Genomic DNA, 24,072 nt, shown 5'->3' with positions numbered 1-24,072 from the left:
GTAAAAAATAAAAGCACGTTATGTACTTATTTCCATTTTTACCTTTTAAGAAAGGAATGATACTTTTTTTAAGAAAATATATTTTCTAATGCCAAATGTAAATCTGAATACGCAAATTGATAGCCATTTTCTAAAAGCTTTTTCGGTAATACCTTTTGTCCATCAACCACCAATGTACTCATTTCACCAAGCAGAAGATGCAGTGCGAAACTTGGGACCGGGAGCCAGTGAGGACGGTTTAATACGCTTGCAAGTGTTTTTCCAAACTCAGTCATCGTTACCGGTTTCGGTGCAGTGAAATTGATGGGACCATCCATTTGTTCATTTTCGATAATAAAGGATATTCCTTTGACCACATCCTCCACGTGAATCCATGACATCCATTGACGTCCATTTCCAATGGGACCACCGATAAATGATTGATAAGGGATTGCCATTTTTTGAAGAGCCCCTTGGTATTTATCAAGGATGATTCCGAACCTGCAAAAGACAGTACGTATCCCTAATTGGCTGGCTTTTCCAGCTTCGATTTCCCATTGCTTAACTGTTTCTGCCAAGAAATCATTCCCAAAGCCATGGTTATCTTTTTCAGTTAAAATTTTATCAAAGGATGTACCATAAATCCCAATTGCACTTGCATTGATCAGTGCCTTTGGTTTGGTATCTAATTTATTTATAATGGCTAGCAGTGCATGAACAGACTCTAAGCGACTGTTTAGAATCTTTTCTTTTCTTTTTACGGTCCAACGTCCACTATTAATCGATTCGCCTGCAAGGTTGATAAAAATATCAGTATCTTGGAGTTCATGAATGGGGCTTGAAATATCACTTAGCCACTCGACATATCGAATTCCAACAGTACGATTTGTCTCAATCGATTTTCTTGATAAAATAATTATCTCATGATTGTTTTTCAACAGGTGTTCCGTAAGTGCTTTCCCTACAAAGCCTGTTCCGCCTGCAATCGTTATTTTCATTTTTCCCGCCCCCTTTTACGTTTAATCTTACAATAGATAATGAGGAATATGGTAAAGTATTGATGAGGTGAATAACGTGGCCATTATAACAAAGATCACCACACAACAGAAAACTCAGGATCGATTCAATATTTTTATGGATTACGGTAAGGGTGAGGAATTTGCCTTTAGTGTCGACAGTGATGTTCTAATCAAATTTCAATTAAAAAAAGGAATGGAGCTTGATGATTTTTCCTTCGTAGAAATTCAGTATCAAGACGACATTCGCAAAGCATACAACAAAGCCATTCATTACTTAGCTAGAAGAATGAGATCGGAAAAAGAAATAAAAGATTATCTTGTATTAAAGGAAATAGATGAACCTGTCATCAATGAAATTCTTCATAGATTAACTGCACAGAAATACATAAATGACGAGGAATTCGCGTTGGCCTATGTACGAACCCAAGCCAATACCACTGATAAAGGTCCCAATGTAATAAAAATGGAATTAAAGGAAAAGGGAATAGTAGAAGGGATTCTCAACCATGCACTAAAGGAATATCCTCTCGAGCAACAGATTGAAAAAGCAACCAAAATAAGTTCAAAGTTTTACGAAAAGAATACAAAGGAATCATTAAAAATTCAAAAACAGAAACTTGAGAATCTGCTCCTTAGAAAAGGTTATCCATATGAAGTCATTAATATTGCTGTTAATGATGTCGGGATGAACAACGAGATGGATGAGGAAATGGAGGCAATCAGATTCCAAGGTGAGAAGGCCCATCGAAAATTTAGTAAATACAGTGGATTTGAATATGAACAAAAGATGAAACAAGCATTATATCGAAAAGGGTTCCCGATCGAGCTCATCGAAAGATACTTATCAGAAAGTAAAAAATCATGACAAAAGCATCATGATTTTTTACTTTCGATAATAATGGAATCTTGATCCATTTGTTCGATAATCATTTCGGCAACTTCCCTTGGTGAGCGGAAACGGGAGGTATCTTTGACATGGTCACTATTATCCCAAAACGGTGTGTCCATTCCGCCCATATACACCGCATTAAATTTAATCCCACTCCCTTCGTATTCTTTCTGCAGGCTCTCTGTAAAGCCTCTAATTGCAAATTTACTAGCCACATAAACCGCTTCATTCACTTTTCCACGCAAGCCTGCTGTTGAAATAATATTCAAAATGCGTCCTTCCGAAGTCTTTAACAGCAGAGGTAATATTGCTTTGGTCATCAAAAGAGTTCCTAAAACGTTTGTGTTGATCATTTCAGTAATGTGATGTTCATTCATTTCCACAAATGGACCGAAATGCCCAACTCCAGCATTATTAACTAATCCGTATATATTATATGTATGACTAATTTCTTCAGCTTTTTTCGAAACATCTTTCGCATTTCCAATATCTATAGGAAGGATATCAGCACTTCCTCCATTTGCTTCAATTTCTGCTTTTGTAGTTGTTAATTTATCAAAGTTCCGCCCTGTTAACAAAAGGTGATAGCCTTTTTGCGAAAAGAGATGCGCTAATTCTTTACCTAAACCAGAGCCTGCCCCAGTAATAATGATCGTTTTCATTCTAAAATCTCCTTTGTATATTAGTTCATCCTTTATTTATTATATTATAATATACTAAAATGAAGTTATAAGGGGAGTGAATTCAAATGCAACAGGAGAAACGCTACAGTACCATGTCAGAACATGAATTAAGACAAGAAATTGGCATACTCCAAGAACAAGCCAGAAAAGCAGAACAAATGGGAATGGTCAATGAGTTTGCCGTGCTCGAACGAAAGGTTCAAATGGCGAGAGCATACCTGATTGACCCTCATTCGTTTAAACCTGGAGAAATTTATGAAATAGACGGGGACCCAGGACAATATTTTAAAATTGACTATATGAATGGTGTGTTTGCTTGGGGTTATCGACTTGCAGGAGAGGGAAAAGAAGAAGCGTTGCCAATCTCATTATTGAATCAGCCAAAAAAATAATTGGACAAACCAGAGAATAAGACCTCTGGCTTGTCTTGTTTTTACAGATAGAAAAGTTTATTTATAAACCTGTGGCGACTCATCATCGCGCTCGCCTGAAGCACGCATCCGCTCTTGTGGATGGGTATTAATCGTGCCATCTGCTCTTGTTGAAGCATATTCTGCTTTTGCTCTTGGCTCTCCCTCGAGCTTGTTATTATTTTGATTTGGGAAATTCGTTGCTTTATTTCTCATGCTGTACCTCCATCAAGGGAATGAGAACACGTGAAAAGCAAAGCATTCTCAATGCTTACCACGTAAAGATAGTATCTGCTTTTATTAAATAGGTTATGTTAAAAGAAATTGGCAATGAGGTGGATGAATGAACGATTATCATGAAAGATTAACAAAACTGCTATTAGCTAAAAACGACAAACTCTCGTCTAACCAGGCACGAACCTGGGTTGAACTTCTTTGGGATGATTTTGAAACCACTTATGCAAAAGCAGGCAGGGAATATATGGGCAGTGAAATAGCAGAAAGAATTGTCAAACAATGGATAGAAAACTACGGTGATAAACTGCATGAATTTGCAGCAACAAACCCAAAATACAAGGATTATTTAAATCAGGAAAAGAATAGTTTAAATTAAAAAAAGCGAGTGACAAAGTCACCGCTTTTTAACTTGGAATTATACTTAATTTCTTTCGTAATTTCTTCTCACTGAACACCCACCCCGTATAGGAGCTAATTGGATTTAAGTTACAATCTAATTGAACGACGGCCACAAACGGATAGTGCCCATTGCTCCGATAGCGTAAATCAATAAAGCGAACTTCGTAAAAATCAATAAATTCATCGACTTCCCATCGATAAACTGGTGAAAAGGATAAAAATGCTGAAAGGTTTTTATCCTTTTTTGCTGCTTCGATTACGGGTGTCTTCGGTACGGGTATTCGGTTAAAATGGTCTAAGATTTCAACTTGTTTATTTACTGCTTTTCCAACAAAAAATTGTTTCTTGTTCATGGCAGCAATTCTCCATTGATGAAATCTCATGGTTGGTGCAATAATTATTTCTGTTGCATCGGGAATCATTCTTTTTACCTCAACCAATACCCTTTTTTTCGCCCTAAAACGAGCGAGATAGTAAGCTGCAATAACTACATACATTAGCAAAAAAGTATAACCTGGATTTGCTCCTATAAGCCAAATAACGATCCCAAGGATATGGATCCCAAAGATAATCGGGTCAAACGTATTTATAACGCCTAGAGCGACCCATTTTGTAGAAAAAGGTCTTAGAGCCTGCGTACCGTAAGCGTTAAATATATCAACAAATACATGGATAAAAACAGCTGCAAATGTCCAAGCCCATAAATGAAAAAGATTGGCATCAGGAAAAAATGGATAGATAACGGCTATTAGGACGAGTGGCCACAAAATTACAGCAGGGATGGAGTGGGTAATCCCGCGATGATTTCGAATGTATATGGCATTATTTCTTAGCTTCAAAACGGTATCTATATCAGGTATTTGTGACCCAGCAATGGTTGCAATTAAAACACTCGTCGTGGTCGCGTGGCTGCTAATTACTGCGGGATCAAGCGTAGCAAGACCACCAAGAGCAATACCCATGACAATATGAGTTCCTGTATCCAAAAGGAAATCCTCCTTCAATATAGTTCTTGTAAAACTAAACAAATTGAATTATCGTAAAACCAATACATTACTAATTATATTGCCTTTTTTCATACATGTTAACAACATCTGGAGGAACAAAAGTTATGATAATTGAACTAAAGAATATAGAAAAAATCAACATATCTGCTTTTCAAAATGATTTAATATCCTGGTTTAAACGGGAACAACGGGACTTGCCGTGGCGAAAAGACCAAGATCCATACAAAATATGGGTCTCAGAAATTATGCTCCAACAAACAAGAGTTGATACAGTTATCCCCTATTTTAATCGCTTTATTGAATGGTTTCCCACCATTGATGACCTTGCCGAGGCAGAGGAGGATAAAGTACTTAAGGCCTGGGAAGGGCTGGGATATTATTCAAGGGTTCGAAATTTGCAATCAGCTGTAAAGGAAGTAAGCGAGAAATATAACGGTGAAGTGCCAAACACCCCAGAACAGATAGCTGAACTAAAAGGGGTTGGACCTTATACAGCTGGTGCGATATTAAGTATTGCTTATGGGATTCCAGAGCCGGCTGTGGATGGAAATGTGATGAGGGTTATATCAAGAGTCCTTTCCATCTGGGAAGACATTGCAAAATCCTCTTCGCGGAAAATTTTTGAAAAAGCAGTGCGACAGTTAATTTCACATGAAGACCCTTCCTCTTTCAACCAAGCTTTAATGGAATTGGGAGCGTTAATTTGTACACCCACTTCTCCTTCATGTTTATTATGTCCGGTTCGAGAACATTGCCAAGCTTTTGATGAGGGAGTTCAAAATGAACTTCCGATAAAAACTAAAAAAACCAAGACACGAAACGTTCAACTTGCTGCTGCTATCCTTTTGGATGGAAATGGTAAGGTATTAATCCACAAGAGGCCGGCAACTGGACTGCTCGCAAATTTATGGGAATTCCCTAATGTTGAGATCCATCACCCCATACAAAATGAACGGGAGCAGGTAGCGGACCTATTTCACCATTCTCTTGATTTAAAAGTAAAATTTGAAAAAATTATCGGTCAGCTGGAACATACCTTTTCCCACTTAGTGTGGAATATTAAGGTCTATTCAGGGACCTTAAATTCAGTCTTTCAAGAAAGTGAAGAATGGAAACTTGTTTCGTTCGAAGAAATGAAAGAGTTTGCTTTCCCTGTATCCTCCCAAAAAATGCTCAAGATTTTTCATGAACACCAGATGGAATGAACGCCATATTTAAGCGGCGTTCATTTTCATTCATATACCGTTTTTGTTCCATGTGTATAATCTGCTTCTTGACGATTGATTCCGCCGCGATTCTCAATTTCTTCAATAATCTCGCGGTGAATCGTTTGTCCTTCGCTATTTAAATATGGAGTAATTTGCTGAAATGAGTGATGAAAAAAAGCAAGCTCACTGTTTTCCCAATCAGATTTAGCCATCATGGAAAGCTCTGTCATATCTCGTCCAACATACATATTTTCTACTTCCTTTCAAAGGTTATTTACTCCTTAGTGTTTTATAATAATTGTCTTCTATTCCTGGAAAAGTTAAAATGATAACAATACTTGAATATAGAAGGGAATAGTTAGATGACTCAGAAAGTAGCACTCATTACAGGAAGCAGCAGGGGAATCGGTAAGGCAACAGCATTACGTTTGGCAGAAGCAGGATATGATATTGTTATTAATTATGCAAGAAGTAAAAAGTCTGCCCTTGGAACTGCTGAACAAATAGAAGCATTAGGAAGAAAGGTGCTAGTTGTAAAAGCCAATGTTGGCGATGTTGCAAAAATTAAAGATATGTTCACACAAATCGATGCGGAATTTGGCCGCCTGGATGTGTTTGTCAATAATGCGGCATCAGGAGTTCAGCGTCCAGTCATGGAGTTAGAAGAATCACACTGGGATTGGACCTTAAACATAAATAGCAAAGCTTTGCTATTCTGTGCACAGGAAGCAGCAAAATTAATGGAGAGAAATGGCGGGGGGAAAATTGTCAGCGTCAGTTCACTCGGTTCCATCCGCTATTTAGAAAATTACACGGTTGTAGGGGTCTCTAAAGCAGCACTTGAGGCTCTGACAAGATATTTGGCAGTTGAGCTAGCCCCGAAGAATATTGTCGTTAATGCAGTCTCAGGCGGTGCTGTCGATACCGAAGCATTAAAACATTTTCCAAACCGTGAAGAGCTTCTTCAAGAAGCAAAAGAAAAAACTCCTGCTGGAAGAATGGTTGAAATTGAGGACATGGTCAATTGTTTAATGTTCCTTTTATCAGAAGAATCAAGCATGATTAGGGGTCAGACCATTATTATTGATGGTGGAATTTCATTACTCGTTTAATTATTTTTAAATAATATTTTTTGCGGATAATCTCCACGAAGCATGGTTACATTATATTCGTGGAGGTGATATCAATGGCAAACTTCAATCAACAGCCAAACAAAACTTCAGCTGGGACTAACATCCAGGAAGTAAGACAACAAAACGCTCAATCTACTTCTGGTCAAGGTTCTCAAGGCCAATTCGGAACTGAATTCGCTAGTGAGACAAATGCTGCTGAAGTAAGACAACAAAACCAACAATCGGCTCAAAAGTCTCAATCTGCTTCAGGACAAGGTTCCCAAGGCTCTTCAGGCCAATTCGGAACTGAATTTGCAAGCCAAACAGATGCTCAAGAAGTAAGACAACAAAACCAACAATCTCAAGCTCGTAAAAACCAAGGTAATGGCCAATTTGGTCAAAGCTAATAATAGTATGCAGAAGGCACTCTAGATTCGTATAGAGTGTCTTCTTTCTGTTTCGACAAAACTTCTCTTAAGGTTACATATGTTGTCAAAGGAGAATTGGTCCGGTTCGCGAATACATATTAGATACAACTAATAAGGCGGTGAGGGAAATGGATCATTTTAACCGATTAGTTTCCGATCAAATGGTGACGATGGAAAAATTGCTATACCTTCAAGGAGAACTTGAACGTTGTCAACAAATCGAAGAAGAACTACAAACATTGCAGGATGCTACAGACCTTGAAAGTGTTCAAGCTGATATCCGACTGAAGAAAAAAGAGTTGAAAGAGATCCAGACCATTTTTGAAAAGCAGACAGAAGAGGTAATTAATTCCTATCGGGAAATGAACCTAACAGCATCTTTTTAGGTGAAAAAACCAAGAATATCTAAAAAAATTCGCAAATTTTTACAAAGAGCCATCGAAATATGGCTCTTTTGTTTTAAAATCTGTTCCCAACCGTTATAATAATAGAAAATAGGAATTGTACTTTGTTGCCTTTTGTCATTATTTATTTATATATTGTTAAGAATAGGTTACAAAGCGTTCAGGAATGAAGGTAGGGGAGAAACATGGGCGTACCCATCGAAGGTGAACCAATGCAAATACATAGTTATAAGCACAATGGGCACATCCATCGCGTCTGGGAAGAAACAACCGTTTTAAAAGGGACACAAAATTTGGTGATTGGAGGCAATGACCGAACACTTGTGACAGAATCAGATGGCAGGACCTGGATAACAAGAGAACCAGCTATTTGTTATTTTCATTCACAATATTGGTTCAATGTGATTGGAATGATCCGTGAGGATGGTATCTATTATTACTGTAATATCAGTTCACCATTTATATTTGATGGCGAAGCACTAAAGTATATTGATTATGACCTTGATATAAAGGTGTTTCCTGATATGACCTTTAATTTATTAGACGAGGATGAGTATGAACGTCATCGCCGGGAAATGAATTATCCAGCTCCTATCGATCAAATCCTAAAAAGAAATGTTGACAAGTTGATTCAATGGATTCGGCAGCGGAATGGCCCTTTTGCACCAGATTTTATCGATATCTGGTACGAACGTTATTTAACATACAGACGTTAGATGGCAATTAGAATTATATGCGCCTGTTGATTTGGTCAACAGGTTTTTATTTGCTTTTTAATGAAGATTCCGAAAGGAGGACCAACTTGAACAGTATTCGCAGGTATCTTCAATTTGTAAAACCATACCGTTTGCAAGTAATTGGGACAATTATCATTGGAGTAATCAAATTTTCCATTCCACTAATGATTCCGATGCTGATTAAATATGTTGTCGATGACATTGTTGGAAGTCCTACCCTATCCCACGGTGAAAAAATGGATAAACTGATGTTCATTATGGGTGTAATGATAGTAATCTTTGTCATCGTGAGGCCGCCAATCGAATATTATCGGCAATATTTTGCCCAGTGGACGTCCAGTAAAATATTATATGATATTCGGGATACGATGTACACACATATCCAAAAGTTAAGCTTTAGGTATTTTTCAAATACCCGTGCTGGAGAAATTATATCACGAGTCATCAATGATGTTGAGCAAACGAAGACATTTGTCATTTCAGGATTAATGAACCTTTGGCTGGATATAGCCACAATTATTATTGCAATTATTCTTATGTTTTCTATGAATGTTAAGCTGACGTTTGTTTCGATTTTGCTGTTTCCACTCTACGCCTTCTCGATTAGATTTTTCTTTGGGAATTTACGGATATTGACACGTTCGCGCTCACAGGCCCTAGCCGAAGTCCAGGCCTATTTACATGAGCGGGTGCAAGGGATGCCCGTAATCAAGAGCTTTGCGATTGAAGACTATGAACAAGGCCAATTTGATAAGCAGAATAAAAACTTCTTAGAAAAGGCATTACAGCATACAAGCTGGAATGCGAAAGCCTTTTCGACTGTTAATACCATTACGGATGTTGCCCCATTAATAGTCATTGGCTATTCTGCTTACCTCGTTATTCAAGGTCAACTATCACTAGGGACAATGGTTGCGTTTTTTGCCTATATTGATAAACTTTACAATCCATTAAGGAGATTGGTTAATTCTTCCACCACTATTACTCAATCGTTTGCATCTATGGATCGGGTATTTGAATTTTTGGATGAGAAGTATGATATCGTGGATATACCTAATGCGAGAGAATGCAGCGAGGTACACGGGGACATTTCGTTTGAGAATGTTTATTTTTCTTATGAAAAAAAAGAGGAAATGGTTTTGGCAAATATTACTTTAGATGTAAAAAGGGGAGAAACGATAGCGCTCGTAGGAATGAGCGGCGGCGGGAAATCCACACTTGTTAGTCTGATTCCCCGTTTTTACGACGTGACCGAAGGAAGCATCACTTTAGACGGGGTAGACATCCGTCAATTTAAGGTTCAAACTCTGAGAGACAAAATTGGTGTGGTTTTTCAGGATAATATTTTATTTAGTGAATCGGTTATGGATAATATTTTATTAGGAAAACCAAGTGCTTCTGCTGAAGAGGTATACATGGCTGCAAAAGCGGCTAATGCCGATGAGTTTATCTTAAACCTGTCAGAAGGGTATAACACCAAGGTAGGCGAACGCGGGGTTAAGCTTTCTGGAGGTCAGAAACAACGAGTTGCGATTGCCCGTGTCTTTTTGAAAAATCCACCTATCTTAATTCTTGATGAAGCAACCTCTGCACTAGATTTAGAGAGTGAGCATGCTATACAAGAATCACTCAAGGAGTTAGCCAAGGATAGGACTACCTTTATTGTTGCACACCGATTGTCAACGATTACTCACGCAAATCGAATTGTCCTGATTGAACATGGTCAAATTGTAGAAGTCGGAACACATGACGAGTTGATGGCGAAGCAAGGAAATTATTACAAACTTTTTCAAGTGCAGCAGTTAGAACAAAAAGAAACCGAAGCAGAGTAATTTGCTTCGGTTTTTTATATACTTTCTTCGTCGATCGAGACTTCATTATGATGATACGAATGGAAGCTTGTAATCAGTGTATCAAGATGTTCTACCTGTTCACCATAATCAATAATCGAAGCAACAATTTGCATTGTATGATAATGAAGTGGATTATCATGGTCGGCAATTTCTTGCTGGTGGAGTAAAAATAAATCAAATAATTCCTTTTTATTTAAGCAGATCGTATTTTCATTATCGGCAGGAGGGTTTGGTATTTTACCAATAAATCTAAGCATGAGCTGTTCATGATGGTAAATTAGGCAGTCTAATTGTTCCTGTATCGATTGTTGGAATTTTTCTGGAAGGTGTAATAATTCATTCTCAAAACGATGAAGTCTTTTTAAAGTATCAAGTGCCTTTTTTGCAGCAGAATGCATTTGCCGATAAATAACAAGCTTACGTGACTTTTCCAGACTATTTTTCTTAAAATAACTGCGTTCTTCTTTGTACATACTGTAGAACTGGCCCATTTGAATGATATTCTCTTTTAATTTATCAATATCTGTTTTGAGAAGATTATGATCGAAGTCATGCCGGGTGCTTAAACGGATCCATCTAATAATTTCTTCCGTTGTGCTCGTCATTCTAAAATAAAGTTTATTTTCATACTTTGGCGGCATAAATACTAGATTGACTAAAAATGCAGAAAAGACCCCAATCATGATGGTAGAAAAACGGATCCCGGCAAATGGTATGAAATCGCCACCTGGTGTTTCCATTATGGATATTAACGTAACAAGTGATAAACCAATCGTATTTTCGAGTTTAAGCTTTAAATTAATGCCAATCACAATAATAGCAGCCAAGCCAATGACAATAATATGATTTCCTAACAGAAGTACAAAAACCACTGCAAGTAAAGCACCAATGATATTTCCTTGAATTTGTTCAATGATTGTTAAATAGGAGCGATAAATGGTCGGTTGTATCGCAAATATGGCAGCAATGCCGGCGAATACCGGTGAGGGTGAATGTAATAACTGACCTAAGTAAAGGGATAACACAATAGCAATTCCCGTTTTTAAGATGCGGGCACCTAACTTCATTCCAAATAGTTTCCTTTCAAAAATAAAAATATAGTTTATGGCAGCCCCAGGTAACAGTTTTACATCGAAAACAGAACTGGCGCTTTTTCAATCAGCAATAAGTTACTATACATTGATTATCATATATTATCAAGAGAAATAATATGAATTTATTTTTCATTTTTTACAGGAGAATGTCATATAAAAAAACGCCCGCTAGAGCAGCGGACGTTACTATTAGTATTCTTGATCATTCTGTTGATACAGCTGGATCTGCTTGTTCTTTGACAGGAAGAACCTGCACAAATTGATTTTCAAGATCAGTTAAAAGTACACGAAGTTGATTAGCTTCGTCAGCCTGACCATTCTGTTCAAGCAAGTCAGTATACTTGGTTAATAGCTCGTTAATATCCTGTTTGCCTTTTTCGTTTAGATCAACAACTGAAACCTTAGCTCCTTTTGCAATCCTTCTTTGAATGGCTTCTTTCGTTAATCCCATCTCAGGCTGCTGGCGAATATAGATAACCCCGCCCGTCATTCCTGCACAAATCCATGGTCCTGGGTCTCCCAGTACAAGGCCGCGGCCATTAGTCATGTATTCAAAGGCAAAACCTTTAATATTAGCATTTGAACCAATGTTACCTGCTTCTTTTTCTGGAAGTGGCTTCTTAACAGCACCGCCAATAATTAAGTCAGCACCTGAAAGTCTAATCCCTGCACGTGCATCGGCATTTCCTTGTGCTACAAGAAGACCTTTTTGAGCACCATATCCAAACCCTTTTCCGACGGAACCGTTGTAATAATTTCCATCTTTACCCTTGGATTTTAGGATATAGATATTTCCACCAAAAGAAGTCTTTCCGACACCGTCCTGACCTCCGCCATTCACAGTAATGTCAATTCCTTCACTATTATAAGCACCTAAACCATTTCCAGGAATGGAACCACCCTTATATTTAAGTTGTACGGATGGAAGTTGCTTGTATGAACCATCAAGTCTTCCACGAACACGATGACATGAAACACGGCTACCTAGCACACGTTGTTCAGAAGTGACACTTGCAAATTCGCGAGATGAGTGTAACTGATCGACACTGCCATCAAGATACTCTGCACCCACTGCAACCTGCATTTGAACTTCTTCAATTGATTTAGATGCTTCTGTTTTTGCAAATTGGCTAATTTCTAGCGGCTTTAACAAATAGGAGAGGCTAAGCTGGCCTTGGCCTTTCATTTGCTCTAATAAATCAGAACGTCCAACAGCATCCTGTAAATTGCGAATACCAACCGATGCTGCAATTGACTTCAACTCTGTCCCAAAGGCTGTGAAGAGATTCATAATTCCCTGCACTGCTAATTCTAATTGGCGTGGAACAAAACGTCGTAAGCCATGCTCCTTTGCTTGTGCTTCTGATTCAATTTGTGTCGCGATACCAACATGACAGGTATCTAAATGGCAACCACGGCAAGTCGTACAACCAATTGCCAGCATTGAAAGCGTACCGAAACCAACTCGGTTTGCACCAAGGAGCATGATCTTCATAACGTCCATGGCACTCTTCATACCACCATCAGCCCAGATTTCTACTTTATGGCGAAGGCCGCTTTCAAGTAGGGCATTATGTGCTGCTTTTACACCAATTTCTACAGGTAAACCAACATGCTGAAGGGCATGTATTCTGGCTGCACCAGTACCGCCATCGAAGCCGCTCAAGGTGATAATGTCTGCACCAGCTTTGGCAATACCGACAGCAATCGTTCCGATATTCGGTACAACTGGAACCTTAACAGCAATTTTTGCTTGATCGTTTGCCGTTTTTAATTCAAGAATCATTTGTGCTAAATCTTCAATTGAGTAGATATCATGGTTGTTTGATGGTGAGATCAAATCAGAACCAAGTGTTGCATTACGTGCTTCTGCAACCTTCGCAGTTACCTTTGACCCTGGTAAGTGACCGCCTTCACCAGGCTTAGCGCCTTGCCCAATTTTGATTTCTAATAAATTCGAAGAGTTAAGTAGTTCAGCATTTACGCCAAATCTTCCAGAGGCAATCTGCTGACCTCTTGTTTTTGGATATTTGCCAAGCATATCTTTGATTTCTCCGCCTTCACCATTTAGACTAATCATGTTTAACCGGTCTGCTCCTTCAGCATAAGCTCTGAAGGCTGTTTCATTCTGAGAACCAAATGACATCGAAGAAATAAGAAACGGTAAATCATGGTCCCCAACACGAAGATTAACCTCATCAGGTGAGAGAGATTTATGACTCTTTTTAAGTTGAACTAAATGGCGAATCGTTGTTGGATTCTCCGTTTCTTGTTCGGAGATTTTATCACGATAACTACTGTAGTCACCAGTAGCAGCCACTTCACCAATTGCCTTCCAAATACGTGGGAAGAGATGGAAAGTCTTTCCGACTCTTTCCTTTTCACTATGGTAATCTTCTGCTCTAGACAAAGCATCCATCTTCATCGCTTCAAAATCAGTCTCAAGTTCCTTCGAGCCAAAAAAGTTAACGATGTTTAATAGGCTAGCGATTTCCTCATGTAATCCGATACTTGAGAAAAGGCGACCGTAACCTCTCAGTTCGTGAATGCCTATTGTTGAAATTACTTTTTCTAATCCTTTTGTCAAAGCACTATATAGATTGGTTAAAGGCTTAGTTGTCTCGTCTAGAACCGTTAAGAACATGTAATATGGGCTAATTAAATCTGCACCTAATCCAAAAGCAGTGATAATGTCATGAAGTGATCGTATAGCTCCAGAACGTAGAACTAAAGAACAATCCCTTCTTATTTCTGCCTTAACTAGTGCTTGATCAATCGCAGATGTTACTAAGTGCGGATCAATCCAATAGGAATCTTCTTGGTGTGCTTTTGCATCATCAAGAACAAGTAATGTTTTTCCAGCCTGAACTGCTTGAACTGCTTCATTTGCAAGTCTTTCTAATGCAAGCTCTAACTTTTCTTCTTTTTTGAAGGTCGTAGATATAAAGGTTACTAACTTTTGTTCCTGAAAATGGTGGACAACTTGATCAAAACTTGGCTGATCTAAACTTTCAGATAGGCTGTAGCCAGCTTTTCCTTCCAATAATAGAGGAGTTGTTAGTTCGATTACAGTTTCACTATTTTCTTTATTGAATAATGTTGGACGCTTACCAATAATTACACGTGTGGAAAAGTGTTCTGTTTCACGGTCTCTATCAATAGCAGGATTCGTTACAACGGCAACACTTTCTTTAAAATAATCGGCAATATTTTTACGCTCTGGGTTAAGCGCAGCAAGTGGGGCATCGTGGCCAAGTGAACGAATCGGTTCCACACCTTTTTCTGCCATTTGTTCGATTAATTGGATATGATCTCGTTCCCAGCCAAAAGCTTTATATTGTCCATTATGGATTTTATCAGGATAATTCATCGTAACTGTTTTACCTAAAGCTGGTGGTAGCAAACGCACCCTAACCTCACTGAAATTTAACTTTTCAGAAAAACGGGTGTAGACCTCATTCTGAAAACGAGCTTGTTCAAATACTTCTAACGTTTCACCGTTCCATTTAAAGCCAACCTTTTCACCTGGTGCTAAAGGCTTCGGATCGTTCGTATATTCGCTTGAAGAAATGATTCCTGGTTCTGAAGAAAACAGATAAGAACTATCAATTTCAAGCATCCAAAGCGGACGAAGACCAAGAGCATCCACACTAAATACTGCTTCATCACCAAATCGAGAAATAATACCTGCAGGTCCTTGGGCAAAGTGTCCCCATGCTTCCCTTAAATAGGTATATAGATCTTGGAGATTTTCAGGATATGCCTTAATTTCATTGATAATTGGCGGGAATAAAACATCCATTGCTTCAAATAATGAAAATCCTTCGCGGCAAATCAATGTTTCCATTGTACGGCTTAAATCTTGGGAGTCACTGCCATCTTTGACAAGCGGTACACCAATCATTTTTGCTTCATCACGAAGCTTTGCAATGGTATTAATCTCCCCATTATGCCCGAGAACACTAAACGGCTGTACCCGGAAAAAGCTTGAAAGTGTATTCGTAGAATAGCGATTATGTCCGAGTGTCATGGTTGAAGCAACAAGTGGATTCGCAAGGTCATAATAGTAACGTGGAAGAATATCCCCAGCCCCCATAACCTTATAAACCACATGGTTCTGACTTAGTGAAGCCACATGGACATGCTCGTTTGTTTCTAAATCAACTAATGCATCGAAAAGGGATTTTGATAATTCCTGCCCTTTTTTTGTGGAAAGACAGGCAAATTGCCAAAAAACAGGGTTTTCCTGAATGGCAATGGGACCAAGTGCAGAAGTGTCCGTAACCTTATCAGTTTCATAAATTAAATCAAAGTCGTATTTTTCCAACTTCTTAATTAATTCTTGTTTGGTAGTTTCCCAGTTTACCTTTTGACTAATGAAAACATGACCAACAGCAAATTCTTCTTTTTCAGCTAGTGAGGGTTCCTGGCCAGCCTGAAGCAATTTTTCTTTCCAAAGCTCGACAGGGATATCGGTATGAATGCCAACGCCATCGCCTTCACCGTTAATAAAACCTGCGCGATGATTCATTGTCACAAGAGCGTCTATACAATCAAATATATTTTTTCTAGTTGGGCTCTTAGTTTTTTCAAGGCATGCGACAATCCCGCAGGCATCGTGTTCTTGTTTATGGAAATCTTTGAAAAGGGAAGGGGTCCATTTTTGTGTCATCTTATTAGGCTTTAGCATATATCTGCTAAGGCCTCTTTCACCTCCTATGAAACTTAAAGTTTGAGAATATAGTGTTTGTAGATAGTTTTCGGTTGTTACTTTAACGAGGTATAAAGTTAAAAAGTATATCTAAAAATAATAATATAATAGTATCATAAGAATTTTCAGAAATCAAATAAATATGCAGTAATTTGGATAAGAAAATAGTGGTTAAAAGGTGTAGGATAAATGAGGGAACATCTTATTGTAAACGTTTTCAAGATGATTTTTTAAAAAAAAGGGAGTGATTTCCACTCCTTTTTGTGCATAAAATGTGCATATTTATTCGTTGTTAAGTGAGAAAAATGCATTTCTTACCGCATGTAGTGTTGCTTCAACATCTGCTTCAGTATGAGCGATTGTCAAGAACCATGCTTCATATTTGGATGGAGCAAGGTTTATTCCTTGATGGAGCATATGTTTAAAGAACTTTGCAAATGTTTCACCGTTTGTGTTTTCAGCTTGTACATAGTTTTCGATTTTTTCATTTGTAAAATAAACAGTTAACGCACCCTTCAAACGATTAATGGTAATTTGAATATTATTTTCCATAGCTGCCTCTAAAATTCCTTCTTCAAGCATCGCACCTAAACGGTCTAAATAGTCATATATTCCTTCTTGTTTTAAAACCTCTAGACAGGCGATACCTGAAAGGATGGAAGCGGGATTCCCTGCCATTGTCCCTGCCTGATAAGCTGGTCCGAGCGGTGCAACGGTTTCCATAATTTCTTTTCGGCCACCGTAGGCACCAATGGGAAGACCACCGCCAATGATTTTACCTAACACGGTTAGATCCGGCTGGATGCCTAATAAATCTTGAGCACCGCCGTACATAAAGCGGAAGGCCGTGATGACCTCATCATAAATTACAAGTGCGCCTGCTGCATGAGTAATCTCATTAACTTCCTGCAAGAAACCTGGCTTTGGTTCTACAATCCCGAAGTTACCAACAATGGGTTCCACTAATACTGCTGCGATTTGGTCGCCCCATTTAGCAATTGCCTCTTTAAATGGTTCGATATCATTGAAAGGTACCGTTATCACTTCTTGCGCAATACTTTTCGGAACACCCGCAGAATCTGGAGTGCCTAATGTAGATGGCCCCGAGCCTGCTGCAACAAGGACGAGGTCAGAGTGACCGTGATAACAGCCGGCAAATTTAATAATTTTATCTCTGCCAGTGTAGGCACGAGCCACTCGGATCGTTGTCATCACGCCTTCCGTTCCTGAGTTTACGAAACGAATTTTTTCCATAGAAGGAATTGCTTCTTTTAACATTTTCGCAAATTTCACTTCATGAGGTGTTGGAGTACCATAAAGGACGCCGCTTTCTGCTGCACGTTTGATTGCCTCTGTGATATGTGGGTGGGCATGACCGGTAATAATGGGCCCATATGCTGCGAGATAATCGATATACTGATTGCCGTCGACATCCCAAAAGTAAGCACCTTGTGCGCGCTCCATTACAACCGGAGCACCTCCGCCAACAGCTTTATAAGAACGAGAGGGGCTGTTAACTCCACCAACAATGTGTTCAAGTGCTTCATTATGTAATCTTTCTGAATTAATAAATTTCATTTTTTTTCCTCCTTAAATTGCTTCCTACCTATTTTATCACTTTTCTTCACCCTCTTAATCTGTTTTCACTTTTGCGAAAATTAATGGGGTGCTTGATTGTTGTTTTATCAACCTCAATTGGCTAAACTAATTCTTTAGGGCATTGTTTCGGGAGGAAAAAATGAAAAATGTGATTGAAGTCAAAAATTTACGAAAAGAGTTTAAGTCATATTCCAGCAGGACAGGTTTAAAAGGGGCGTTTCGGGACTTACTAACAAGAAATTATAAAGTTGTTCCGGCTGTAAATGATATTAATTTTACAGTGAAAAAGGGTGAAATGGTTGGTTATATCGGTGAAAACGGTGCAGGGAAATCAACCACGATTAAAATGCTTACAGGAATTTTAACGCCTTCTTCAGGGCAAATCATCGTTAATGGAATGAATCCTCATAAAGAACGGGAACAATTTGTTCAAACCATTGGAGTTGTTTTCGGACAGCGTTCGCAATTATGGTGGGATATTGCTGTTCAAGAATCCTTTCGCCTTTTGAAAAAGGTGTATAAGGTATCAGATGCAGATTATAACAGCCACATGAATCATGTGATACAAACATTAGATATCGAGCCGCTCTTAGATAAGCCTGTGCGCAAATTATCTCTTGGCCAAAGAATGCGGTGTGAGCTTGCGGCTGCGTTGATTCATAATCCGCCACTATTGTTTTTGGATGAACCGACGATTGGCTTAGATGTACTCGTTAAGTTGAAGATTCGTGATTTTTTAAAAGAAATCAATGAGAAATATCAAACGACAATCCTCTTAACCACACACGATTTAACCGATATTGAGGCATTATGCGAGCGGGTAATTATGCTCGATGAAGGTAAGGTTATTTATGATGGTGCGCTTAAGAATCTTCAGGAGAAATGGGGCGAAGGGAAAGAACTTCAGTTTCAGTTTCTTGAGAAGGTTGGAATTTCTGCCGTGCAAAATCTCACCAGCGGAATGCTTGTTAAGTGGGACCTTGACGAAAAAGAGCAAATCTTTACAGCCACACTTGAAGATAATGATGAACTTATTTCACAAGTAATTGCCAAAGTAGTAGCTGCATTTAAAATTAAAGATATTAAAATAAACGAAACATCTACAGAAGAAATCATTCGAAATATCTATGAAAAGGGTGCAGTTTAAGTGGATAAATACCTTGAAATGATTAGAATCCGCTTTTTAATGATGCTTGCATACCGAACCAATTATTACACAGGAATTCTAATCTATAGCATAAACATTGGGGCCTATTATTTTTTATGGTCGGCGATCTATGGTTCTAAGGAACATATTGTTGGTTTATCTGTCACTCAGATGACCACATATGTAGCTGTCTCCTGGATGGCGCGAGCATTTTACTTCAACAATCTAGATCGTGAAATGGCATTAGAAATTATGGAAGGTAAAGTGGCTATTGAATTAATCAGGCCCTATAATTATCTTGGAATGAAAACGATGCAAGGACTGGGGGAAGGGATTTTCAGGTTATTCTTTTTTTCTGGACCGGGAATGATCATTGTTTACTTCGTCTTTCCTATTAAATTTACATGGGATCCAAGTGTCTGGGGATTGTTTGCGCTCTCGATCCTGTTAAGTTTTTTTATTAATACGGAACTGAATTTATTAACTGGGATTACTACTTTCTTCTTATATAATAACTCTGGGCTAATTCGGGCAAAACGTGTCGTTATTGATTTATTTTCAGGGCTGCTACTGCCGATTAGTTTTTTTCCAGGCTGGGCACAGGATGTGATGAAATATCTTCCCTTTCAAGGAATCAGTTATTTTCCCAGTATGATTGTTACTAAAGGTTTTTCCCATACCCAGGCACTCGAAGCAATTTCTCAACAATTTGTTTGGGTAATCATATTATTTTTTCCAATCCAAATTCTTTGGATTTTGGCGAAGAAACAACTGATTATTCAAGGGGGGTAAGAGTTGTTTTATATATCTATGTTTTTTCAATATATATCTCAATATTTAAAAACGAGACTTCAATATCGAGCAGATATATTTGTAGAGTTTTTCTCTGATTTACTATCACAAGCAATAAACCTTATTTTCATATTGGTCGTCTTTGGACATACCAATTTGTTAAATGGCTGGAACAGGGATGAAATCATATTTATCTATGGATTTTTTCTAGTACCTTCCGCAGTCTTTTCTGCCTTCTTTAACATTTGGGATTTTAATGAGCGCTATATAGTTAAGGGGGAGCTGGATCGTATCTTAACAAGGCCGATACACAGTCTCTTTCAAATTATCCTTGAACGAATTGAATTGGAATCATTGTTAGGGGCATTAACAGGACTTGCTGTTATGTTTTATGCGGGGAGTCGATTGGGACTGGAAGTCCATTGGTTCGATCCAATCTTTTTTATTGTTTTTGTCCTCGGTGGGGCATTGGTTTATGGTGGAGTTTTCATCATGATTGCCTGCATTAGCTTTTGGGCAGATGCGCGTACATCTCTTATGCCGATGATGTACAATATTAGCAACTATGGCAGGTACCCAGTTAATATCTATAATAAACTAATTCGTTTTGTACTAACATGGGTGATGCCATTTGCCTTTGTTGGTGTTTATCCTGCTGCCTTTTTCCTTGGAAAAAAAGAATGGTTTTGGTATTCGTTCTTAACACCTGTGATGGGAATTGTTTTTTTCGTACTTTCCGTAATGCTTTGGAATCAAGGAGTAAAAAAATACCGAGGTGCGGGCAATTAACTAGAATTTGATATTTTATTGGTCAAGCGTGCATAGAAATTAAATACCAGATGTTAAAATAGAGGTGGTCTGTGGTGTTTTTTTTCTTGCTTCCAATCGTCATCTTTTGCATCTTTATGAGTTTAAGGACGCTTTTTATTCCAAATACCGTAAAAGGTAAATTGGTATCAATTGATAATTTTTTGTATTTAGGTTCTGTGTATTTGACTGTCATTATTGGTTTTGGTCTTATTTATTTGCTTTTTGAATTAATCGGAATGTCATTGTTGATAGAGGTAAATAATCAAAACAAAAATATTTTTGAAACAAGCTTTTACTTTAGTGCAATGACCTTATTTTCAGTTGGGAATGGCGATGTCATTCCACAAGGGATAGGAAGAATCCTTACCGTTACAGAGGCGTTGATCGGTTATACACTACCTGCTGCATTTGTTGCCCGCGTTGTTTTTGATCGGGAAAAAGTCAGCTAGTGATGCGGGAGAGTTGTTTTGCCAGCTAGGATTTTGCTACGCTAACGATAAGGAATAATTTACAATGGGAGTGGTAGGGATGACTGTTGAAATCGGAATGCAAGTACCGAATTTTGAGTTAGAAGCCAATAATGGAGAAACAGTAAATCTTTCAAAATTTCGGGGCACAAATGTTGTTATTTATTTTTATCCAAAAGACATGACTCCGGGCTGTACAACCGAAGCATGTGATTTTCGGGATCAAATTCAACAATTTACTGAGGTAAATGCCGTGATTTTGGGAGTCAGTCCGGATCCGGTTGACCGCCATCAGAAATTTGTAGAGAAATATGGTTTGCCATTTTTGCTACTTGCAGATACGGAACATCTTTTAGCGGAAGCATTTGGAGTTTGGAAGTTAAAGAAAAACTTTGGGAAAGAATACATGGGTATAGAAAGATCTACTTTTATTATTGATAAGGAAGGCAAACTCGTCAAAGAATGGAGAAAGGTCAAAGTTAAAGGTCATGTAGAAGAGGCTTTATCTTACATACGAGAACAGTTAAGCTGATCTGCTTACTGAAGCCTATTTTGTGCAGAAAAGGCATTTGTCCAATGCAAGAAACGTTAGATTGAATATCATTTTATTAGGGCATACCTCCTCAGATAAACTTTGGGTCCATAGTGGCCCTTTTTTTATGGAAATAAAAAGGATTTCTAAATTTCAATTTATATAAGTGTATATGGGATTTATCATGAAATAAGTTCTAGGTTTGGACTTGCGGTGAGTCATTTAATAATGAAAATTTTCAAGGGAAAGAAATAATTGATAATATTTATCATAAAATACAAACAAACATGGAAAAAGGAAATAAACATTTCCCGTTAATGAGATAACAATATTGACAAAAGTACAAATTACTTAGTAAAATTAATTATAACAATTATAATCTAAGAATACTTTTTAGAAAGAAGGTGCATGGCGATGAATCAGTTAAAAGAAGCGTTGGATACCTTAAAAGAAACAGGGGTACGGATTACTCCGCAGCGTCATGCGATACTTGAATATTTAATAAACTCGATGTCACATCCTACCGCAGATGATATATATAAAGCTCTAGAGGGAAAATTCCCTAATATGAGTGTGGCGACAGTTTACAATAATTTACGAGTATTTCGTGAAGTGGGTCTAGTGAAGGAATTAACTTTTGGAGATGCCTCCAGCCGTTTTGATTTTGTAACATCCCATCATTATCATGTGATATGTGAGAAGTGTGGGAAAATTGTTGACTTCCTTTATCCGGGCTTAGATGAAGTGGAGCACTTAGCATCGCATGTAACCGGCTTTAAAGTCGAGAATCATCGTATGGAAATTTACGGTTCTTGCCCAGAGTGCGCAAGTAAAGAAGTGCATTAAATTGGATGGCGGCTGATTTTTAAAAAATAAGTCTTTTGCTGCAAATAAAAGAGGAAGAAGTAATCCATGGCAGCTATTCTGCAGATTGGTTTACTTCTTCCTCTTTTTATTTTTAGGATTTTTTATTATAGGACTCATCGAATTCCTTGCCTATTAAATTAGGGTCAAGGGTTAATGGCTCACGACAATACATACACATATCCACTCTACCAAGCATTTTAGTATGCTTACCGCAGCTTGGACATTTTACTTGGATGGTTTTTGTAGAAAGCATTCCAATCCAAAAATAAACAATAGTACTGGCAATAATAAAAAGTAGGCCCAAAATCATAAAAATGGTCATAATAAGTGGTGAAGATCGAAAAAAGATACCACCATACATAACAATGAAACCAATGAAAATTAACGATAATGCAAAGGTACGAATTTTATTTATTTTACTCGAATATTTTGCCATGTAACTCCCTCCTAGAGAAAACTATACCATATTTATAAATAGAAAAGAAAAGTCTACGTAGAAGAATGTCGAAATTTGTCTTTGAATAAAGAAGGAGATTTGTTTTCCTTGTCGAACTTATATTGCTACCTGAAAAAAATGGAGGAATGAAGATGGAAGACATCCTTCGGCCTATTTATCAAGAAAGGGCGAGCCAATTAAATACCCTTGGAGTATTAATGGTACAAAAAAAACAAAAGTTAAGCCATATAACAGATTCATTTGATGAAATTCTCTTAGTTCTTGTCAAAGAAGCGGATCAGCCGCTATTCATTAAGCACTATACTTACTACGATAAAAAGGCAGCAATGCATATCATCACAGAAGCGCAGTTGCAAGAGTGGTTATTATTAGGATCGAATCGGAAAATATTTGAATGGCTTCATGAGGCAAAAATCATTTTTGATCGAAACGAATACGTTGCCAATTTAAAAACGGAATTGCGAGAATTTCCTTTTAACGGACGCAAAATAAAAATGGGTTTAGAATTTGCCAAATTGATTCGGCGATATGTGGATGGAAAAGCTTTGTTTGAAGGTCATCAGTTTTTAGATGCATACAACTATGTTGTCCATTCGCTGCACCATCTTGCCAGGTTAGCAATATTAGAAAATGGACTCCATCCAGAACTGACTGTATGGAATCAAGTAAAACAGATTGAACCAGAAATTTATAAACTATACGAAGAACTTGTCTATAGCGAAGAAACGCTTGAGAAAAGACTTGAGCTGCTGTTCCTTGCGAGCGAGTTCATGATCCATTCGAGAACAAATATTGGGACAGTCCATTTGTTAGATATTCTTAGTCGTAAGGAAATTTGGATGTTTAATGAAATTATGAGTGAAGAAGAGTTGCTCCCATACTCAGTCGATTTGGGAGTGCTTCTTGAATATTTAATTGATAAACATTTGATAGAAGTAGTTAATATTGAAACGAAGGGCCAAGGGGTTTTTCATAGAGGTTATCGACTCAATAAAAAATTATCGTAAAAAAACAATAAAACCTATTGACCTTTTCGTTGTTACTTGGTATATTAATAACCGTCGCTGCGAAACAAACTAAATGATGTTTTCGTAAGTGGCGGTTTAAAAAAAGTTATTGACACTTTCAAATGCTTTGTGTTATATTAATGAAGTCGCTTACGAGCGAATGAGAAATTGATCTTTGAAAACTAAACAAACAAAATCGTGCAAACAAACAAAATTTTTAGTTT

The 24,072-nt window shown here is 37.8% G+C and carries 25 protein-coding genes; 16 read left to right on the top strand and 9 right to left on the bottom strand.

Annotated features, from left to right (window positions below; all coding sequences use genetic code 11):
* Positions 1 to 68 precede the first annotated feature (68 nt).
* Positions 69 to 977, bottom strand: coding sequence for a TIGR01777 family oxidoreductase (locus J7E77_RS22080; RefSeq protein ID WP_214717014.1), 909 nt, complete (start codon positions 975 to 977; stop codon positions 69 to 71).
* Positions 978 to 1,053: 76 nt separating this feature from the next.
* Between J7E77_RS22080 and recX the strand changes: the two genes are divergently transcribed.
* Positions 1,054 to 1,863 (top strand): recombination regulator RecX, encoded by an 810-nt coding sequence (recX, locus tag J7E77_RS22075; RefSeq protein ID WP_214717013.1) that lies wholly within the window; start codon positions 1,054 to 1,056, stop codon positions 1,861 to 1,863.
* An 8-nt stretch (positions 1,864 to 1,871) separates the two neighbouring features.
* Here recX and J7E77_RS22070 read toward each other — a convergent pair whose 3' ends face one another.
* Entirely contained in the window at positions 1,872 to 2,549 is a 678-nt protein-coding gene (locus tag J7E77_RS22070; RefSeq protein ID WP_214717012.1) for an SDR family NAD(P)-dependent oxidoreductase, read from the bottom strand.
* Positions 2,550 to 2,635: 86 nt separating this feature from the next.
* On the opposite strand from J7E77_RS22070, the gene J7E77_RS22065 reads away from it, so the two are divergent.
* Entirely contained in the window at positions 2,636 to 2,962 is a 327-nt protein-coding gene (locus tag J7E77_RS22065) for a YfhH family protein (protein WP_214717011.1), read from the top strand.
* 57 nt (positions 2,963 to 3,019) lie between these two features.
* Here the strand turns inward: J7E77_RS22065 and J7E77_RS22060 are convergent, their stop codons facing one another.
* Positions 3,020 to 3,196, bottom strand: a complete 177-nt coding sequence (locus J7E77_RS22060) for a small, acid-soluble spore protein K (RefSeq protein WP_066070009.1) — start codon at positions 3,194 to 3,196, stop codon at positions 3,020 to 3,022.
* A 127-nt stretch (positions 3,197 to 3,323) separates the two neighbouring features.
* On the opposite strand from J7E77_RS22060, the gene J7E77_RS22055 reads away from it, so the two are divergent.
* Positions 3,324 to 3,593, top strand: coding sequence for a YfhJ family protein (locus J7E77_RS22055; protein WP_214717010.1), 270 nt, complete (start codon positions 3,324 to 3,326; stop codon positions 3,591 to 3,593).
* A gap of 28 nt (positions 3,594 to 3,621) precedes the next feature.
* Here the strand turns inward: J7E77_RS22055 and J7E77_RS22050 are convergent, their stop codons facing one another.
* Positions 3,622 to 4,602 carry a metal-dependent hydrolase gene (locus tag J7E77_RS22050; RefSeq protein ID WP_214717009.1) on the bottom strand — a complete coding sequence of 327 codons (981 nt, stop codon included), beginning with the start codon at positions 4,600 to 4,602 and terminating at the stop codon, positions 3,622 to 3,624.
* A 125-nt stretch (positions 4,603 to 4,727) separates the two neighbouring features.
* Between J7E77_RS22050 and mutY the strand changes: the two genes are divergently transcribed.
* Positions 4,728 to 5,828: an A/G-specific adenine glycosylase gene (gene mutY, locus J7E77_RS22045; protein ID WP_214717008.1), complete on the top strand. Its 1,101-nt coding sequence runs from the start codon at positions 4,728 to 4,730 to the stop codon at positions 5,826 to 5,828.
* A 26-nt stretch (positions 5,829 to 5,854) separates the two neighbouring features.
* Here mutY and J7E77_RS22040 read toward each other — a convergent pair whose 3' ends face one another.
* A complete protein-coding gene (locus tag J7E77_RS22040; RefSeq protein WP_168242299.1) occupies positions 5,855 to 6,079 on the bottom strand; it encodes a hypothetical protein in 225 nt (74 codons plus the stop codon).
* A gap of 114 nt (positions 6,080 to 6,193) precedes the next feature.
* Here J7E77_RS22040 and fabL point away from each other — a divergent pair, with 114 nt between their 5' ends.
* The 5 genes from fabL (at position 6,194) to J7E77_RS22015 (ending at position 10,344) form a co-directional block, all read left to right on the top strand.
* Complete coding sequence (gene fabL, locus J7E77_RS22035) at positions 6,194 to 6,943, top strand: enoyl-[acyl-carrier-protein] reductase FabL (RefSeq protein ID WP_214717007.1); 750 nt, start codon at positions 6,194 to 6,196, stop codon at positions 6,941 to 6,943.
* Between the two features lie 74 nt (positions 6,944 to 7,017).
* Positions 7,018 to 7,350 (top strand): gamma-type small acid-soluble spore protein, encoded by a 333-nt coding sequence (locus tag J7E77_RS22030; RefSeq protein ID WP_214717006.1) that lies wholly within the window; start codon positions 7,018 to 7,020, stop codon positions 7,348 to 7,350.
* Between the two features lie 149 nt (positions 7,351 to 7,499).
* Complete coding sequence (locus J7E77_RS22025; RefSeq protein ID WP_214717005.1) at positions 7,500 to 7,757, top strand: YgaB family protein; 258 nt, start codon at positions 7,500 to 7,502, stop codon at positions 7,755 to 7,757.
* 203 nt (positions 7,758 to 7,960) lie between these two features.
* Positions 7,961 to 8,491: a nucleoside tri-diphosphate phosphatase gene (gene ntdP, locus J7E77_RS22020; protein WP_088085870.1), complete on the top strand. Its 531-nt coding sequence runs from the start codon at positions 7,961 to 7,963 to the stop codon at positions 8,489 to 8,491.
* An 86-nt stretch (positions 8,492 to 8,577) separates the two neighbouring features.
* Complete coding sequence (locus tag J7E77_RS22015; protein ID WP_251026735.1) at positions 8,578 to 10,344, top strand: ABC transporter ATP-binding protein; 1,767 nt, start codon at positions 8,578 to 8,580, stop codon at positions 10,342 to 10,344.
* Positions 10,345 to 10,358: 14 nt separating this feature from the next.
* Here J7E77_RS22015 and J7E77_RS22010 read toward each other — a convergent pair whose 3' ends face one another.
* The 3 genes from J7E77_RS22010 to J7E77_RS22000 all read right to left on the bottom strand — a co-directional run bounded on the left by J7E77_RS22010 (position 10,359) and on the right by J7E77_RS22000 (position 17,748).
* Positions 10,359 to 11,432, bottom strand: a complete 1,074-nt coding sequence (locus J7E77_RS22010; RefSeq protein WP_214717003.1) for an FUSC family protein — start codon at positions 11,430 to 11,432, stop codon at positions 10,359 to 10,361.
* A 229-nt stretch (positions 11,433 to 11,661) separates the two neighbouring features.
* The gene (locus J7E77_RS22005; protein WP_214717050.1) at positions 11,662 to 16,131 is read right to left on the bottom strand and encodes a glutamate synthase-related protein; all 4,470 of its coding nucleotides are present in this window, start codon (positions 16,129 to 16,131) and stop codon (positions 11,662 to 11,664) included.
* 321 nt (positions 16,132 to 16,452) lie between these two features.
* Entirely contained in the window at positions 16,453 to 17,748 is a 1,296-nt protein-coding gene (locus tag J7E77_RS22000; protein WP_214717002.1) for a glutamate-1-semialdehyde 2,1-aminomutase, read from the bottom strand.
* A 160-nt stretch (positions 17,749 to 17,908) separates the two neighbouring features.
* On the opposite strand from J7E77_RS22000, the gene J7E77_RS21995 reads away from it, so the two are divergent.
* From J7E77_RS21995 to perR, 6 genes are all read left to right on the top strand, one after another.
* Positions 17,909 to 18,916 (top strand): ABC transporter ATP-binding protein, encoded by a 1,008-nt coding sequence (locus J7E77_RS21995; protein WP_214717001.1) that lies wholly within the window; start codon positions 17,909 to 17,911, stop codon positions 18,914 to 18,916.
* The gene (locus J7E77_RS21990; RefSeq protein WP_214717000.1) at positions 18,917 to 19,708 is read left to right on the top strand and encodes an ABC transporter permease; all 792 of its coding nucleotides are present in this window, start codon (positions 18,917 to 18,919) and stop codon (positions 19,706 to 19,708) included.
* Between the two features lie 3 nt (positions 19,709 to 19,711).
* A complete protein-coding gene (locus J7E77_RS21985) occupies positions 19,712 to 20,497 on the top strand; it encodes an ABC transporter permease (protein WP_214716999.1) in 786 nt (261 codons plus the stop codon).
* A gap of 71 nt (positions 20,498 to 20,568) precedes the next feature.
* Positions 20,569 to 20,967: an ion channel gene (locus J7E77_RS21980; protein WP_214716998.1), complete on the top strand. Its 399-nt coding sequence runs from the start codon at positions 20,569 to 20,571 to the stop codon at positions 20,965 to 20,967.
* 79 nt (positions 20,968 to 21,046) lie between these two features.
* Positions 21,047 to 21,517, top strand: coding sequence for a thioredoxin-dependent thiol peroxidase (gene bcp, locus J7E77_RS21975; protein ID WP_214716997.1), 471 nt, complete (start codon positions 21,047 to 21,049; stop codon positions 21,515 to 21,517).
* A gap of 408 nt (positions 21,518 to 21,925) precedes the next feature.
* Positions 21,926 to 22,363: a peroxide-responsive transcriptional repressor PerR gene (gene perR, locus J7E77_RS21970; RefSeq protein ID WP_026564336.1), complete on the top strand. Its 438-nt coding sequence runs from the start codon at positions 21,926 to 21,928 to the stop codon at positions 22,361 to 22,363.
* 112 nt (positions 22,364 to 22,475) lie between these two features.
* Here perR and J7E77_RS21965 read toward each other — a convergent pair whose 3' ends face one another.
* Positions 22,476 to 22,820: a YgzB family protein gene (locus J7E77_RS21965; RefSeq protein WP_088085881.1), complete on the bottom strand. Its 345-nt coding sequence runs from the start codon at positions 22,818 to 22,820 to the stop codon at positions 22,476 to 22,478.
* A gap of 152 nt (positions 22,821 to 22,972) precedes the next feature.
* On the opposite strand from J7E77_RS21965, the gene J7E77_RS21960 reads away from it, so the two are divergent.
* Positions 22,973 to 23,848, top strand: coding sequence for a nucleotidyltransferase-like protein (locus J7E77_RS21960; protein WP_214716996.1), 876 nt, complete (start codon positions 22,973 to 22,975; stop codon positions 23,846 to 23,848).
* The last annotated feature ends 224 nt before the right edge of the window (positions 23,849 to 24,072 follow it).

The sequence above is a fragment of the Bacillus sp. ISL-77 genome, assembly GCF_018613105.1.
This window is presented reverse-complemented; position numbering and strand designations above follow the sequence as displayed.

Coding starts and splice junctions, on each gene's coding strand:
- J7E77_RS22080 (WP_214717014.1), bottom strand. CDS start 977: ATGAAAATAACGATTGCAGGCGGAACAGGCTTTGTAGGGAAAGCACTT.
- J7E77_RS22070 (WP_214717012.1), bottom strand. CDS start 2,549: ATGAAAACGATCATTATTACTGGGGCAGGCTCTGGTTTAGGTAAAGAA.
- J7E77_RS22065 (WP_214717011.1), top strand. CDS start 2,636: ATGCAACAGGAGAAACGCTACAGTACCATGTCAGAACATGAATTAAGA.
- J7E77_RS22060 (WP_066070009.1), bottom strand. CDS start 3,196: ATGAGAAATAAAGCAACGAATTTCCCAAATCAAAATAATAACAAGCTC.
- J7E77_RS22055 (WP_214717010.1), top strand. CDS start 3,324: ATGAACGATTATCATGAAAGATTAACAAAACTGCTATTAGCTAAAAAC.
- mutY (WP_214717008.1), top strand. CDS start 4,728: ATGATAATTGAACTAAAGAATATAGAAAAAATCAACATATCTGCTTTT.
- J7E77_RS22040 (WP_168242299.1), bottom strand. CDS start 6,079: ATGTATGTTGGACGAGATATGACAGAGCTTTCCATGATGGCTAAATCT.
- fabL (WP_214717007.1), top strand. CDS start 6,194: ATGACTCAGAAAGTAGCACTCATTACAGGAAGCAGCAGGGGAATCGGT.
- J7E77_RS22030 (WP_214717006.1), top strand. CDS start 7,018: ATGGCAAACTTCAATCAACAGCCAAACAAAACTTCAGCTGGGACTAAC.
- J7E77_RS22025 (WP_214717005.1), top strand. CDS start 7,500: ATGGATCATTTTAACCGATTAGTTTCCGATCAAATGGTGACGATGGAA.
- ntdP (WP_088085870.1), top strand. CDS start 7,961: ATGGGCGTACCCATCGAAGGTGAACCAATGCAAATACATAGTTATAAG.
- J7E77_RS22010 (WP_214717003.1), bottom strand. CDS start 11,432: ATGAAGTTAGGTGCCCGCATCTTAAAAACGGGAATTGCTATTGTGTTA.
- J7E77_RS22005 (WP_214717050.1), bottom strand. CDS start 16,131: ATGACACAAAAATGGACCCCTTCCCTTTTCAAAGATTTCCATAAACAA.
- J7E77_RS22000 (WP_214717002.1), bottom strand. CDS start 17,748: ATGAAATTTATTAATTCAGAAAGATTACATAATGAAGCACTTGAACAC.
- J7E77_RS21995 (WP_214717001.1), top strand. CDS start 17,909: ATGAAAAATGTGATTGAAGTCAAAAATTTACGAAAAGAGTTTAAGTCA.
- bcp (WP_214716997.1), top strand. CDS start 21,047: ATGACTGTTGAAATCGGAATGCAAGTACCGAATTTTGAGTTAGAAGCC.
- perR (WP_026564336.1), top strand. CDS start 21,926: ATGGCGATGAATCAGTTAAAAGAAGCGTTGGATACCTTAAAAGAAACA.
- J7E77_RS21965 (WP_088085881.1), bottom strand. CDS start 22,820: ATGGCAAAATATTCGAGTAAAATAAATAAAATTCGTACCTTTGCATTA.
- J7E77_RS21960 (WP_214716996.1), top strand. CDS start 22,973: ATGGAAGACATCCTTCGGCCTATTTATCAAGAAAGGGCGAGCCAATTA.